The organism is Nesterenkonia sphaerica, assembly GCF_005771565.1.
In the GTDB taxonomy this organism is placed as follows: Bacteria; Actinomycetota; Actinomycetes; order Actinomycetales; family Micrococcaceae; genus Nesterenkonia; species Nesterenkonia sphaerica.
Map to the genome: position 1 here is coordinate 204,959 of NZ_VAWA01000003.1, position 13,878 is coordinate 218,836.

General features: G+C 64.1%; 13 protein-coding genes and 2 pseudogenes. 5 read left to right on the forward strand and 10 right to left on the reverse strand.

The window, feature by feature from the left end; all coding sequences use genetic code 11:
* Positions 1 to 258: 258 nt before the first annotated feature.
* Positions 259 to 1,731, reverse strand: coding sequence for an NAD-dependent succinate-semialdehyde dehydrogenase (locus tag FEF27_RS03870; RefSeq protein WP_138169509.1), 1,473 nt, complete (start codon positions 1,729 to 1,731; stop codon positions 259 to 261).
* A gap of 86 nt (positions 1,732 to 1,817) precedes the next feature.
* On the opposite strand from FEF27_RS03870, the gene FEF27_RS03875 reads away from it, so the two are divergent.
* A complete protein-coding gene (locus FEF27_RS03875) occupies positions 1,818 to 3,095 on the forward strand; it encodes an aspartate aminotransferase family protein (protein WP_138169510.1) in 1,278 nt (425 codons plus the stop codon).
* A gap of 9 nt (positions 3,096 to 3,104) precedes the next feature.
* Here the strand turns inward: FEF27_RS03875 and FEF27_RS03880 are convergent, their stop codons facing one another.
* Positions 3,105 to 3,896: an SGNH/GDSL hydrolase family protein gene (locus tag FEF27_RS03880; protein ID WP_138169511.1), complete on the reverse strand. Its 792-nt coding sequence runs from the start codon at positions 3,894 to 3,896 to the stop codon at positions 3,105 to 3,107.
* Positions 3,897 to 3,977: 81 nt separating this feature from the next.
* A complete protein-coding gene (locus FEF27_RS03885) occupies positions 3,978 to 5,096 on the reverse strand; it encodes a glutathione S-transferase family protein (protein WP_138169512.1) in 1,119 nt (372 codons plus the stop codon).
* Positions 5,097 to 5,169: 73 nt separating this feature from the next.
* On the opposite strand from FEF27_RS03885, the gene FEF27_RS03890 reads away from it, so the two are divergent.
* On the forward strand, positions 5,170 to 5,952 hold the full coding sequence (locus tag FEF27_RS03890) for an MBL fold metallo-hydrolase (RefSeq protein WP_166429900.1): 783 nt from the start codon (positions 5,170 to 5,172) through the stop codon (positions 5,950 to 5,952).
* Positions 5,953 to 5,954: 2 nt separating this feature from the next.
* Here FEF27_RS03890 and FEF27_RS03895 read toward each other — a convergent pair whose 3' ends face one another.
* Positions 5,955 to 6,377: a hypothetical protein gene (locus FEF27_RS03895; protein ID WP_138169514.1), complete on the reverse strand. Its 423-nt coding sequence runs from the start codon at positions 6,375 to 6,377 to the stop codon at positions 5,955 to 5,957.
* An 89-nt stretch (positions 6,378 to 6,466) separates the two neighbouring features.
* Here FEF27_RS03895 and FEF27_RS03900 point away from each other — a divergent pair, with 89 nt between their 5' ends.
* The gene (locus tag FEF27_RS03900; protein WP_138169515.1) at positions 6,467 to 7,291 is read left to right on the forward strand and encodes an SDR family NAD(P)-dependent oxidoreductase; all 825 of its coding nucleotides are present in this window, start codon (positions 6,467 to 6,469) and stop codon (positions 7,289 to 7,291) included.
* Positions 7,292 to 7,336: 45 nt separating this feature from the next.
* On the opposite strand, the gene FEF27_RS03905 is transcribed toward FEF27_RS03900, so the two are convergent.
* Positions 7,337 to 8,107, reverse strand: a complete 771-nt coding sequence (locus FEF27_RS03905) for an AMIN-like domain-containing (lipo)protein (protein ID WP_138169516.1) — start codon at positions 8,105 to 8,107, stop codon at positions 7,337 to 7,339.
* A 122-nt stretch (positions 8,108 to 8,229) separates the two neighbouring features.
* Positions 8,230 to 9,627, reverse strand: coding sequence for a mechanosensitive ion channel family protein (locus FEF27_RS03910; protein ID WP_166429901.1), 1,398 nt, complete (start codon positions 9,625 to 9,627; stop codon positions 8,230 to 8,232).
* 102 nt (positions 9,628 to 9,729) lie between these two features.
* Here FEF27_RS03910 and hisD point away from each other — a divergent pair, with 102 nt between their 5' ends.
* Positions 9,730 to 11,037, forward strand: coding sequence for a histidinol dehydrogenase (gene hisD / locus FEF27_RS03915; RefSeq protein WP_138169518.1), 1,308 nt, complete (start codon positions 9,730 to 9,732; stop codon positions 11,035 to 11,037).
* Here hisD and FEF27_RS13580 read toward each other — a convergent pair.
* From FEF27_RS13580 to FEF27_RS13840, 4 genes and pseudogenes are all read right to left on the reverse strand, one after another.
* Positions 11,034 to 11,699, reverse strand: coding sequence for a transglycosylase family protein (locus FEF27_RS13580; protein ID WP_243729020.1), 666 nt, complete (start codon positions 11,697 to 11,699; stop codon positions 11,034 to 11,036). The genes hisD and FEF27_RS13580 overlap by 4 nt on opposite strands.
* Before the next feature lie 15 nt (positions 11,700 to 11,714).
* Positions 11,715 to 11,843 (reverse strand): annotated as a pseudogene (locus FEF27_RS13835) (SH3 domain-containing protein); the annotation flags it as partial.
* A gap of 49 nt (positions 11,844 to 11,892) precedes the next feature.
* The gene (locus FEF27_RS13585; RefSeq protein WP_243729022.1) at positions 11,893 to 12,036 is read right to left on the reverse strand and encodes a hypothetical protein; all 144 of its coding nucleotides are present in this window, start codon (positions 12,034 to 12,036) and stop codon (positions 11,893 to 11,895) included.
* A 5-nt stretch (positions 12,037 to 12,041) separates the two neighbouring features.
* Positions 12,042 to 12,794, reverse strand: a pseudogene (locus tag FEF27_RS13840) (peptidoglycan DD-metalloendopeptidase family protein); the annotation flags it as partial.
* Positions 12,795 to 13,476: 682 nt separating this feature from the next.
* Here FEF27_RS13840 and FEF27_RS03925 point away from each other — a divergent pair.
* On the forward strand, positions 13,477 to 13,863 hold the full coding sequence (locus FEF27_RS03925; protein ID WP_138169520.1) for an RNA-binding S4 domain-containing protein: 387 nt from the start codon (positions 13,477 to 13,479) through the stop codon (positions 13,861 to 13,863).
* Positions 13,864 to 13,878: the final 15 nt, after the last annotated feature.

Below are 13,878 nucleotides of genomic sequence, written 5' to 3' on the forward strand. Positions count from 1 at the left end.
AACTTGAGCTGACCCTTGTCAAACTGACTTGAGTCCACTGCGCTCAACTTTGCTTCATGCCAACGACGGCGCCCCCGCCTCTATTCCCACCCAGTCGCACTCCCCCAAGGTGCGGCCGTTACCACCTGCGGCCGTTACCACCTGAGACCGTTACCGCCAGAGCGCGTCTCGGGATGTGGGGAATGGAGCCGATATGACGCCGAGTTTCCCACATCCAGAGACGCTGTGCCGCGGCACCGGCTGCGGGCCCTGGGGCCGCTACATGGCGATGCCGATGTACTTCGTCTCGAGGAACTCATCGATCCCGGTGTCGCCACCTTCACGGCCCAGGCCCGACTCCTTCACGCCACCGAAGGGGGCGGCGGGGTTCGAGACGACACCCTGGTTGAGCCCCACCATGCCGGACTCGATACCTTCAGCCACCCGCAGCGCCCGGGTCAGGTCATTGGTGTAGACGTAGTTCACCAGCCCGTACTCGGTGTCATTGACGAGCTCGAGCACTTCGGCTTCGGTGTCGAACGGTGTCAGCGGGGCGACGGGGCCGAAGATTTCCTCAGTCCACATCCGCGCCTGCCGGGGCACGTTGCGAAGCACAGTCGGCGGGTAGAAGAACCCCTCACCGGCAGCAGGCTCACCTCCGACCACTACGTCGGCCCCGGCGCCCACGGCATCGTCGACCAGCTCTTTGACCTTATCCCGTTGGGAGGCGTCCACCATGGGCCCGACCTGCACACCGTCATCCACACCGCGTCCGACCTTCAGCTCCGCCATACGCTGGGCGAGCTTCTCGGAGAACTCCTGGAGAACGCTGCGGTGGACGAAGATCCGGTTCGCCGCAGTGCAAGCCTCCCCTGAATTGCGCATCTTGGCCTGCATGGCACCGTCGACTGCTTTGTCCAGATCCGCGTCCTCAAACACGACGAACGCGGCATTGCCGCCCAACTCCATGGAGGTCCGCAGCACCTTGTCGGCGCACTGCTCCAGCAGCTTCTTGCCCACTGGAGTGGACCCGGTGAAGGATAGCTTCCGGGCGATGCCGGAGCGGATCAGCGGCTCCATGACTTTGCCTGAAGTGGAGGTGACCAGAATGTTGACGACCCCCTCAGGCGCCCCGGCGTCCTCAAGGATTTTCGCCAAGGCCAGCATGGACAACGGCGTCAGCTCTGCGGGCTTCAGGACCGAGGTGCATCCGGCGGCTATAGCGGGACCGATCTTGCGGGTGCCCATCGCCAGGGGAAAGTTCCACGGAGTGATCAGCAGGGAGGGGCCCACCGGCTCTTTACGGATGAGAAACCGGGCGTTGCCGGCGGGGGCATCCTGATAGCCGCCGCTTATCCGGGTGGCCTCTTCGGCAAAGTGGCGGAAAAACTCCGCAGCGTAGACCACCTCTCCGGCCGCATCGGTCAGCGGTTTGCCCATCTCCAGGGTCATCAGCAGCGCAAGGTCATCTTTGCGCTCGTGCATCAGCTCGAAAGCTCGCATGAGGATATTGGCCCGTTGACGCGGCGGCATCGCGGCGAAATCCCCTTGGGCCGCCTGGGCTGCCTTCAGTGCGTCCCAGCCGTCCTCTGGGGAGGCGTTGGCCACGGTGCACAGCACCTTCCCGGTAGAGGGGTCATGAACCTCAAGGACACGGCCGTCGCGGGCATCGCGCCACTGGCCGTTGATGTAGAGCTGCTTCGGCGCGGCATCGATGACTTGAGTTTCGCGCTCCTGGGACACTGGCGACATGGCACTTCCTCCCTGTGACATTGCGGGCTTTGATAGGTAGCCTAGTCCAGGATAAAGATTGTCAACAATCCGAAATGGAGTACCCCGTGGCGCACCTCTCCCCGCAGCTGAAGCAGGCAACACCCGTGGTGGCGACCCACGGGGAAGGCGTCTACCTCTACGACGAATCCGGTAACCGCCATCTGGACTTCACCGCCGGCATCGGTGTCACCAGCACCGGGCACTGCCACCCGAAGGTGGTCGAGGCCGCGCAGCGTCAGGTGGGCCAGCTCATCCACGGGCAGTACACCACGATCATGCATCAGCCGCTGCAGCAGCTCACCGCGAAGCTCGGCGAAGTCCTCCCGGCCGGCCTGGAGTCCCTATTCTTTGCAAATTCAGGCTCCGAAGCGGCTGAGGCGGCGCTGCGCCTGGCACGCCAGGCGACGGGGCGGCCCAACATCGTGGTCTTTCAAGGGGGGTTCCACGGCCGCACCGTAGCGGCTGCGTCAATGACAACTTCCGGCACCAAATTCAAAGCCGGGTTCTCACCGTTGATGTCCGGCGTCGTCGTCTCTGCCTTCCCTAATCCCTCGACGTACCGGAACTTGGGCTGGGATCTGGACCAGGTGACGGATTTCGCGCTGCAGCAGCTGGACCTGGTGCTGCAGACCCAGTCCAGCCCGGCCGATACTGCCGCTTTCCTGGTGGAGCCGGTGCTCGGTGAGGGTGGGTACGTCCCAGGAAATGAACGGTTCTTTGCCGGGCTTCGTGAACGCGCTGACAAGCACGGCATCCTGCTGGTGGTCGACGAGGTGCAGACCGGCTTCGGCCGGACCGGGAAGTTCTGGGGGATGGACCACTTCCGCGGAGCGGAGAACCCGCTGACCCCGGACATTCAGATGTTAGCCAAAGGCATCGCCTCCGGATTCCCCATCTCCGGCATCGCAGCCCGCACCGAGGTGATGGAAGAAGCTTGGCCGGGCTCCCAGGGAGGGACATACGGTGCCAATGCTGTGGCGTGTGCCGCCGCGCTGGCGACCCTCGACGTGATCGCCGAAGAGGACCTTGTGGCGAACGCCGACGCTCGAGGAGAGCAGCTGCGGGAGGCATTGCGCAGGATTGCGGCCGACTACCCGCAGATCGTCGATGTGCGGGGGCTGGGCCTGATGGTCGGTGTGGAGCTGGCAGACGCCGATGGGCGCCCGGACACCGCCACCGCCGCTGCCCTGCAGCAGGCAGCCGCCCAGCGAGGCCTGTTGCTGCTGACCTGCGGACCCTGGACTGAGGTGGTGCGGTTCATTCCTGCACTGGTGGTGACGGAGCAGCAGGTCGACGACGCCGCAGAGATCTTTGCCGACGCCGTGGCTTCTGTTCTGGGCTGAGCCCAGCTGTCACCAGATGCGGTGAGTGAGCTTGGGGTATTTCTGAGAGATGTGGTCGCCGGAGGACTTTCGGGTCAGCCGGCGCTTCACCCACGGGTAGAGGTAGTCCTTGGTCCAGACAGCTTCGGCCAGGACCCGCTCCGGCAATGAGGAGACCGGCGGGTCCTGCAGCTCCGGATCGTCGATCTCATCATTCTCCCCAAGCACCCGGAGCACAGCCTTCGCCATCAGAATGTGCCCCTCAATGCTCAAGTGCATCCGGTCCGGATCCCAGTACCGCCAGTCCTGGAACTCCTTCATATGCCAGAAGTCCACCAAGTCCAGGTTCAGGTCATCCACAAACTTGCGCACGTATTCGTTGTAGATCGCAGTCCTGCCACGGGTGGCCCGGAACATCGGCGCCTTGCCTGAATCGAAGCCGGTGAACACCACCACGCGGGCCCCGGACTCGACAAGCTTCTCCAGCGCCCACCGGTAGCGTTCCATGATGCCGTCGAGGTTCACAGCCGGGCGCAGGATGTCATTGCCACCGGCGTAAATGGTCACCAAGGTGGGGTGCAGCGCCAGCGCCGCATCGAGCTGCTCATCCAGGACCTGCTGAAGCTTCTTGCCTCGGATGGCCAGATTGGCATAACCCCACGAATCGTCATTCTCAATCAGCTGGGCGGCCACCCGGTCGGCCCAGCCGCGCACCCCGTTGGGGCTGGACGGGTCGATGTCACCGACCCCTTCGGTGAACGAGTCCCCCACAGCGACGTACCGCTTCGTGAACGGTCCGTCGAGCTCATCATGTGCTGCCATGACCCCGTATCCTCCTGCACGTCGACATCTTTGCCACTGTACCGCGCGTGCGGGACCCACCTGTAGCTGAGCGCTGGGCGGCTACAGCGGGTTGGTCCCGGGGGGCTTCTCCTCGGCCGCCAAAGGGCCCGGCGCCGTCGCCGCACCGAAGGGCGAGCCGCCGAGTTTCTCCCGGCCGTGCGGAGAGACCCAGTCCTGCAACTCTGGGCCCAGCGGCACGATCTGGGTGGGGTTCACGTCCTCATGCACCACGTAGTAGTGCTCTTTGATCTGGTCGAAGTCCACCGTGTCGCCGAAGCCCGGGGTTTGGAACAGATCCCGGGCATAGGCCCACAGGTGGGTGAACTCGGTGAGCTTGTTGCGGTTGCACTTGAAGTGACCGTGGTACACCGGGTCGAACCTCACCAGGGTGGTGAAGAGCCGAACGTCCGCCTCGGTGATGTGATCACCCATGAGGTACCGGCTGCGACCCAGCCGCTCCTCGGCCCAGTCCAGCGCATCGAACAGCCGCCGATAGGCTTCCTCATAGGCAGACTGGGATCCGGCGAACCCAGTCCGGTAGACCCCGTTGTTGATCTCCGTGAAGATTTTCTTAATGACCGGCAGCATCTCCTCGACCAGGTCTTCGGGCACCAGATTGGGCGCTCCGGGACGGTGAAAGCTGCGCCATTGGGTGGAGAAGTCGAATGTCAGCTGCGGATAGTTATTGGTGACCACCTGCCCCGAGGGCACGTCGACCAGGGCCGGCACGGTGATCCCGCGAGGATAGTCGGGGAAGCGCGCGAAGTAGTTCTCCTGGAGCCGCTCAGTGCCCAGCACCGGATCACGTCCCTCTGGACTCAGATCAAACGTCCAGGAGCGCGCATCGTGCACCGGTCCAGGGGTCGCCAGGGATATGGCGTCCTCCAGACCCAACAGCCGCCGGACAATGATGGACCGGTGCGCCCAGGGACACGCCCGTGCGGCCACCAGCCGGTAGCGGCCGGATTCCACAGGCCAGGCCTGCGCGCCATCGGTCAGCCCGGCAATGCGTGGATCACCGATGGTCGAGGACTCTTCCGGCGCAGCGCTCTGCACCGCCGCGACGTCCGCAACCACCCGGTCCTCAATGTAGTTGGTATCCCGGGTGAACTCCCCGCCGGTGACGTACGCACCCTTGGTGGAGTACTCGGACTCGGCGGTCTTGTGCGGATCACTCATGGTCTGCTCTCTTCCGTCGTGGAACCACGTCGCGACCAGCGTAGCGCCCGTGGCCGGGCATAGGGTGGAGAACATGACGACGCCGACGCCGTTACCTGCCTCAGTCCAAGTGGTCACCTGCGACAACCCCTCCCCGATGACGTTGGAGGGCACCCACACCTACCTTGTCGGGGATCCAGCCGCAGACAGCGTCGTCGTGGTGGATCCTGGGCCGGAGGGCCACCCGGAGCATGTGCGCAGGATCATGCAGGTCGCCGCGGGCCGGGCTGTAGCGGAGATCCTGGTCACTCACCGGCACAGCGACCACCTGGGTGCGGCCAAACTGCTGTCCTCGGTGACCGGTGCTGAGGTGCGCGGCATGGACCCTGGAGTCTGCCTGTCCGGGGGTGAGGGCACTGTACTGCCCCTTCGGGACCGCGAGCAGATCACCAGCAGCGGCACGCCGCTCACTGTTCTGCACACCCCGGGGCATACCTCGGATTCGGTGTGCTTCTGGCTGCCCGAGGCTGAGGCGATGCTGACCGGGGACACGTTGCTGGGTCGTGGAACCACCATGCTGGACTACCCCGATGGGACGCTGACCGACTACTTAGATTCCCTGCAGCGGCTGGCCGGCTACGACACCACGATGCTGCTGCCGGCCCACGGCCCGGCGCATCGGCGCTTGGGCCCGGTCGTGCAGGCGTATCAGAACCACCGGTTGGAGCGGCTGGATCAGGCACGGGCGCTGTTGGAGGAGCACGGAGCGCTCAGCGCCAAACAGCTGGGGCAGTTGATGTACAGGGACCGGACAGGCCTGAATCCCAGCGTTATCACCCGGATCGCCGCCGCCCAGTTGGACCACCTCGGCCAGTAGAGTCAGAAGGGCCGGCTGATGTAAGGGTGCTCGTACCAGCGGATCTCGTGGACCTCGATTCCTTCCGCATTGAGCTCATCCACCAGTGCCATGGCGGCCTTCCGGAGCCGCTCGAAGGCATCCGGGACCGCCTGCCCCACTGGACCCCCTGCGAAGAACCACACGCGCAGCACCCGGCGGCCGAAGCTGTCCGTCTCGGCAGCATATCTGACCGCCAGCTGCCCGTCCGTGACCCCCGCCATGGGGACCCCGTCAACGTCTTCCCGGAAGAAATCCATGAACCCGGTGAGCTCTTCGACCACGCGTTCCACGGCACTGACATCGGCAGCCACGACCCGGGCCTCTAGCGGTGCCCATTGGTCTGGTCGCAGCCGCGGTCCGCCAAAGAGGTCCGGTCCCCATTCGCCCCGTCTGCTCCATCGCATGATGTCTCCTTAGGTCGTGCCATATTCGTCTGAACCTGGGCTGAGTGTTTTGGTCACCGCCGGTAGTTCTTCCCCTCTACGATATTCCTATGGGAACCCACACCGCAGTAATTACCGGCTCCACCGCAGGACTGGGGGCGGCCTTCGCGCGTCAACTGGCCGCACAGGGCTATGATTTGGTGCTGGCTGCCCGAACCGAGCAGCGGCTGGAAGTCCAGTCGGAATCGTTAGAAGCCCAATACGGGATTCGCGCCGAGACACTGGTCACTGACCTCATCACTGACGACGGAGTGGGCGCGGTCCAGGAAAGGCTCGTTGACCCCGCCTATCCGGTCCACCTGCTGATCAACAACGCTGGCCACGGCCTGGCCGGAAACTTTCTGGAGACTGACCTGCAGGATGAACGCGACCTGCTGCGCCTGCACGTGCAGACTCCCATGGAGCTGTGCCATACGGCGGCCCGCGCAATGGCTGCGCAGCGTGCCGGAAGAATCATCAACGTCGCCTCGGTGGCCGGCTTCGCAGCCACCGGGACGTATTCGGCCGCCAAGGCCTGGGTGGTGAACTTCTCCAAAGCTCTGCACTCGCAGCTGAAACCGGAGGGAATCACCGTGACGGCACTGTGCCCGGGGTTGGTGCGCACCGAGTTCCACGAACGTTCCGGCATCAGCATCAGCGGGGGCAAGAAATGGATGTGGCTCGACGCAGAAGATGTGGTGCGTGAAGGCCTGACTGCCAATGCGCAGGGCGCCTCGGTGTGCATTCCTTCAGCTCAATACCGCGCGCTCTCGGCAGGACTGCGGTTCATACCCAGTCCCGTAGTGCAGTGGGCTGCCGACCGGCGGGTGAATCTTCCGGGTCCCGAGCTGGAAAATGAGACCGCCGGAGACCCAGAGGCGCACCCCCGGTCCTGACGCCCTGGAGTGCGGCGAAGGGGTTTCCGAGGCCTGCTCCGGCTCTCAGACCAGGACGTCGATGATCAGGCGGGGTCCCTCTGGGTGCTCCCAAACGGAGATCCGGTACTCACGGACCGTATCGAGGCCGATGTAGTAGCTGGCCGAACCGTGATGGACGAACGTGGTGACGATTTCTGAGAAGACGGTGCCAGCGGGATCGATGGGTTCGGACACCTGAAGCTGACCTTCTTCCTGACTGGCGTTGGCAGGCTCGAGTCCCACCACCCCGACGTAGAGGATCGCCTCGGAGGTCATCTCCAGGGGAAAGCCCGATCCGGGCTCCACAGCTTCGTCGACGTATTCGGCGGACCATCCGGGCGCGCCCGCCCCCGCGTGGTCGAACACGATCCGGTGATACCCCTCGTGGACACCGACCCGGACCTGCTCCAGCAGCAGCTGCGAGCCCTCAGGGACCTCCGTCAGCAGGTCGGGGAATCCCTCTGATTGGAGGGGGTCAGCAGAGAATTCGGTCACATCAAGCACCTCGTTATCCGGGGCTGGGGCGGGCTCACCCTCGTGCTCGTCAGATTCGGAAGACGCCTCAGGCAACGCCTCTGGCTCGTCCTCCACGGTCGATGCCTGATCCTTGGAAGCAGTGGTGAGGGGCTCGTGGGTCGGTTCATCCAGCGGCGGCGGCTCTTCTGTCCCCTCCGACTGCTGTTCCTGCTGTGGCAGGTCCTCCCCATTTGCGGTGCAGCCGGCCACAGCTAGGCACGCCGTCAATGCTGCCGCCATGGCGGCAGATCGCGCGGTCCTGAGCGGTACGTCTTTCACAGGTCGGTCCATTCATGTGGCTGACATAGGTCCGCCTGCCTACGGTACTGGCGCCTCCGCCGAGGTGACAGCCAGATCAACCTCTGTAGCCACATTGAAACCTAAGTGTTGCAGGGTTGTTATCACTCGCTCTGTCGGTCTTTGCGCTCACGGTAGGCGTCCTCGCCGGGACCGGAGAACTCACGGTTCCTCTCCACTGCGGCCATAGACCCGGTGAACAACCCTTCCTCCGCGGGGAACTGCGTCGAAGGACCGGAGGGGGCATGTTCAGCACCCGGCTCACTGGTGCTGCGCCCTGTTTGGTGGTCGGTATGCTCCGGTTCGGCGGACACAACGTTCATCTGACCGGTGGCGACTGTCTCCGGCCGCCCGGCCAACGCTTCCTCATTGGTCATGAGCATTCGCTGGGTCAGCACTGCATAGGGGTGTTCGGTGCGGAGGAAGTTCACGAGATCTTCGCGGATCAGGCAACGCAAATCCCACAGCTCCCCGGAGTTGCGTGCGGAGACGACCACCCGCGCCTGCACGTGCCCTCCGGTGGCTTCAGTGATCTGCAGATTCGAGGTCTGGCCGTCCCAGAGGTCAGTGGTCAGCAACAGGCGTTTCAACCGTCCTCGGAGCGCGTCCGCGGGCACTCTCCAATCGACGTCGAACTCCACCACTCCCAACAGCTCGGTGCCGACCCGGGTCCAATTCTCGAACGGTGTGGCCACAAAGTGGGCGCTGGGGTAGATGAACCTCCGTCCGTCCCACGACTTGATCACCACTGTGGACAACGTGATTTCTTCCACCGTGCCGAAGTTCTCCTCAATGACTACGACGTCGCCCACGCGGATCGAATCGGTGAACGCCAGTTGAATGCCCGCGAAGAGATTCGACAGTGTCGACTGCATCGCCAGGCCCGCCACCACGGAGACCAGACCTGCCGAGGCCAGAAGACCGGCACCCAGCCCACGAACGTTCTCATTGAGCAGCAGCACCGCAGCGACGGCCACGGTGATGATGACCGCAGCGAGGATCCTGCCAATCAGATCCACTTGAGTCTGGACTCGGCGGCCGCGGCGGTCTTCCACCCCAGGTTCACCCTGACCGATGTACTTGGATAGGATCACGGCTTCCACGATCTTCACCACTCGCAGCGCCCACCAGGCGACGGAGACGATCACCGCCACATTGAGCAGCACAAACGCCGGGCCCTGCCACCACAGATCCGTGTCCACCGCATACCGCACACTCAGCGCCGTGCCAGCCAACAGGACGATGCAGAACCCGGGTACTCGGGTGCGGTTGATGGCGCGACGCACCACTGACTTTCGACGGAAGATCTGCTTCAGAAGAGTGGATACCACCATGACGATGACCAACCCGGCAATCGCCGAAAAGCCCACCCCGAGCAGCACCCCCATGTAGGGGCCCGCAGCCGAGACCATCGTCTCGAACTCTTCCGGAATGTGGTCGTCGACGTCTGAGGTGATATTGGCAGCGGAGCCGACCGGTGCCTGCAACAGGGAGCTCATCATGGCCGAAATTGTGACACGCTCAGTTGCGCGGCGGCCAACCGTCAAGGTGCGAGGTTCGTCATGTGTCATCACCTCCACCCCGAAAGGGGAAGAATGGTCTCCATGCTGAATACCACTGATCTGCGGGGCCGCGCACTCAATATCGCTGAAGCTCTCCCGCGAGCTGAACAGGACATCACTGCGACTCTCGACAAGGTCACACCTATTCTGGAGCAGGTGCGCACCGGGGGAACGGAGGCGTTGCTCGATCTCTCTGAGAAATTTGACGGGGTGCGTCCCGAGGCCCTTCGTGTGCCCAACGAAGTCTTGGAGCGGTCTTTGGCGGAGCTGGACCCCGCCGTGCGCCGCGCGTTGGACGCCCTGGTCGTCCGCGCCCGCGAAGTTCACACCGCCCAGCTCCCGGCGGCGTCGTTGGTGTCACCAGGACCGGACGCACGCGTGACCAACCGCTGGGTGCCGGTTGAACGCGTGGGGCTCTACGTACCTGGCGGCCAGGCCGTCTACCCTTCCTCCGTGGTGATGAACGTGATCCCGGCCCAAGTGGCGGGAGTGACCCAACTGGCCATCGCCTCCCCTCCCCAGCGGGACTTCGGCGGCTGGCCACACCCCACGGTCCTTGCCGCGGCACACCTGCTGGGTGTGGATGAGGTGTATGCCGTCGGCGGTGCCCAAGCGGTGGGCATGTTCGCCTATGGTGCCGCCGACGGCGCCGGAGAGGCAACGGTCGCACCGGTCTCCTTGATCACCGGTCCGGGCAACGTCTACGTCGCCACCGCCAAACGCGCTGTCCAGGGCACAGTGGGGATCGATTCCGAGGCCGGACCGACCGAAATTATGGTGGTGGCTGACAGCACAGCCTCCGCTCACTTCATCGCTGCGGATCTGGTCTCCCAGGCCGAGCACGACGAACTGGCTGCTGCGGTGCTCGTCACCGACTCCCCCGAGCTGGCCCAACGCGTGTCCTCTCAGGTCACCGACCAGGCCGCCGCGGCCAAACACTCTGAGCGCATCCAGAAATCCCTCAGCGGACGGCAGTCAGCGATCCTGCTGGTGGATTCAATGGACGTCGCAGTGCAGGTAGCCAACGCCTACGGTGCAGAACACCTACAGATCATGACCAGCGACGACGACGCACTCGCCGACCGAATTCACAACGCGGGGGCAGTGTTCTTGGGGGCCTACACACCAGTCTCTTTGGGCGACTACTGCGCAGGGTCAAACCACGTGCTGCCCACCGGCGGAGCCTCACGCTACTCCTCCGGTCTGAACGTCACCAGCTTCATGCGCTCTCAGCAGGTGATCCGCTACGGCCGTGATGGGCTCGCGCAGGTGGCCGAGCACGTCACCGCGCTGGCTGAGGCCGAGCACCTGCCCGCACACGGTCAAGCGGTGCGGGCAAGGTATGCCTAGACGCTCATCACATAGGCGGTGTTGACCCACCCCACTGCACCATCGTGCTCGACCTGAACCCAGGAACCACGCCGTTCTCCGGTGCGCAGCACCTCACCGCGCGGGATCTGGGCCAGTTTGTCTGCGCTGGAGCTGGGCTCCTCACGGAGCGGCACGGAGTATGTCGCACGCCATTGTCCGGCGGAAGTGGTTGCCGAGCTCGTCTGCGTGACCGCGTGGATGTTGAAGTAGGAGTTACCCCACCCTCCGGGGTTACCGGAGAGCCCCAGGCGCTGGGAGCACGCTGGCCAGGCGCCCCAGCCCTGGCGCTGCCACAGCTGGTAGGCACGTTCAATCTGCTCCTGTTTGGAGGCCTGGTGAGGCAGTCCGCTGCCGCCGACCCACCGCCAGGAACTCTCTGAGAACTGGAGTCCGCCGAAGTAGCCGTTTCCGGTGTTGATGGACCAGTTGCCGGAGGACTCACACTGCGCCAGGCGGTCCCACGCCGAACTGTAGGGACCGTGGGCACTCTGCGCGTGCTGTCCGCTGGTGGGGCCTGTCCTGCCCGAGGTGCTCCCCGATCCCGACCCAGTGGAGCCCGACGTCGAGGAGCTGCTGGAGGTGGAGGAACCACTCGAAGCGGTGGACGAGCCACTCGAGGAGGAGCTGGGTGCAGAACGCACATCCAGGAAGTCCTCCCAGACCCACCCAGTGCTCCCACCAACACGCACCTGATACCAGCCACTACGAGAACCCAACACCTCCACCGAAGTCCCCGCCGAAAGCATCCGAATCACCCCATGAGACGTCCCCGGACCCGAGCGCATATTCACCCCCGCCGTCACCCGAGCACTACCCGAAGACGACGACGACGAACTACCCGACGACGATGACGACGACGAACCCGAAGACGAGGAACCAGACGACGAGGAACCAGACGACGAAGACGACGAGCTGGCAGAAGTCAAGAAACTCGACGACACCCACAACGTGCGCCCATTCCGCTGAAAACTCGACCACCCATTCTGCGTCCCGGTCACATTCACCGCAGTCCCCGGAGGCAACACACTCACCACACCATGATTCGTCCCCGGACCACTACGCGCATTCAAATGCACCCCAGCCCTGACCTGCATCGCCGAAGACGAAGACGACGAACTACCCGACGAGGACGACCCCGAGGCGGGACCAGTGCCGCTGGAACCGGAAGAGTCACACACACTAGGGAGAAACACACGGGCCGCTGCTGCCCGCATATCCACCCCGCGCGCTGCCAGGAAAACCTGCGGATCCAAGGCAGTCCCGGAGAGCCAGCCCCCTTCCCAGATCTCCAAATGCAGATGTGGTGCGGAGCTGATCCCGGAGCTCCCTACCAGGCCGATCACCTGACCGGCTCGCACCGAGTCCCCCACACGAACGTGCGAGGTGCCGTTCCACACGTGCAGGTAGCGGGAGTCGTAGGTCTTGCCGCCAATGTTGTGCCGGATCATCACGTGGCCGGCACGGCTCGATGTACCGTCCTGAGTGCTGACTACCGTCCCGGCTGCAATCGCGCGAAATGGGGTACCGTCCGGCGCAACCAGATCCTGGCCCAGGTGGTATGCAGAAGCACCCGGCGTCGAGCTGCACCGCGGTCCGTAAGGGCTGCTGAACGTAAAAGTGCCGGTCAGCGGCTGAACGAACTGTCCCACGTGGTTCGAAGCCGGGATCATTATCCCGTTGGACAACGCGGATCCTTGTCCCGCAGAGCCCGACAGCGGCTGCAGCTGCGGGGTCATGGGTGCCGCGTCAGCAACGGCGGCGGTGAACGGCAGCGTTAAGCCGGCGGCTAGAGCCCCGACTGCAGCCGCGGGAAGTTTTTTCGGCACGGGTCAATCCTCACTTGTCGAATGCCACGACTCCTGTGCACGTCACCTGGGCGGTGACGCGAATGAAGTGTCCGGGGCCGCCCACAAGTGGGGAAGCAAGCGATGGGAACTCAGAGCGAATCCCCCGGTCAGCTCGCGTCCAGGTTAACAAGTTGGTCACAGGCCACGGCAGAGCGGCATTCGACCAGAGGTTGAAGCTCTCTGGACACTGGTGACACTGGCACTGAGGGCGTGGCGAGCCGAAAGGCCGAGGAAGAGATCAGGGGGCAGCCGAGCATCGACGGCGAAATGCCACTACCGCAGGACACACTCCGAACACTGCGCTGCCCCCTGAGCCACTTACTCTGTCAATAATTCTCGCGTGCGCCGCCACGCCATCGCCGATGACGCCGGATTGTGACCAGACCGTTACCGACCGGCTTCCAAAAACTCATAGGAAACGTCCAGGCGTTATGGGGCATTCCGTTAAGAATGATGCGTAATTTAGACAGTGCCTCTTCAAGGTGCGAGTGATTCAGGCTCCCCGGCTGGCCATCTATGCGTCCCCCTCACGCGGCCACCCGGGGAGCTTTCTCGTGTTTACACTGGTGCCATGTCTGATGGACACACCTCACCAGTGCGGGTCGATGCCTGGCTGTGGTCAGTCCGGATGTTCAAGACGCGTTCGGCGGCGACAAGCGCCTGCCGCGCCGGAAAGATCAAGATTGCAGGTGACCCCGTCAAGCCGTCGACGAAGATCAGTCCCGGCGTCCGGATCACCATCAGCAGACCCGGTTTCGTGGTCATTCTCGAAGTCCTCCACACCTATGCCAAGCGTGTGGGCGCCCCGTTGGCACAGAAGGCCTACCGCGACCTCTCGCCCGAGCAGATTAAGCCCCGTGACGTGGGTCTGCCCACCCGCGAGCGTGGTACCGGCCGCCCCACCAAGCGGGAGCGACGCCAGCTGGAAATTCTGCGCGGCTACACCAAGAACGAGTGACGTTACGCTAGTCGC

Coding starts and splice junctions, on each gene's coding strand:
- FEF27_RS03870 (WP_138169509.1), bottom strand. CDS start 1,731: ATGTCGCCAGTGTCCCAGGAGCGCGAAACTCAAGTCATCGATGCCGCG.
- FEF27_RS03880 (WP_138169511.1), bottom strand. CDS start 3,896: ATGGCAGCACATGATGAGCTCGACGGACCGTTCACGAAGCGGTACGTC.
- FEF27_RS03885 (WP_138169512.1), bottom strand. CDS start 5,096: ATGAGTGATCCGCACAAGACCGCCGAGTCCGAGTACTCCACCAAGGGT.
- FEF27_RS03890 (WP_166429900.1), top strand. CDS start 5,170: ATGACGACGCCGACGCCGTTACCTGCCTCAGTCCAAGTGGTCACCTGC.
- FEF27_RS03895 (WP_138169514.1), bottom strand. CDS start 6,377: ATGCGATGGAGCAGACGGGGCGAATGGGGACCGGACCTCTTTGGCGGA.
- FEF27_RS03900 (WP_138169515.1), top strand. CDS start 6,467: ATGGGAACCCACACCGCAGTAATTACCGGCTCCACCGCAGGACTGGGG.
- FEF27_RS03910 (WP_166429901.1), bottom strand. CDS start 9,627: ATGATGAGCTCCCTGTTGCAGGCACCGGTCGGCTCCGCTGCCAATATC.
- hisD (WP_138169518.1), top strand. CDS start 9,730: ATGCTGAATACCACTGATCTGCGGGGCCGCGCACTCAATATCGCTGAA.
- FEF27_RS03925 (WP_138169520.1), top strand. CDS start 13,477: ATGTCTGATGGACACACCTCACCAGTGCGGGTCGATGCCTGGCTGTGG.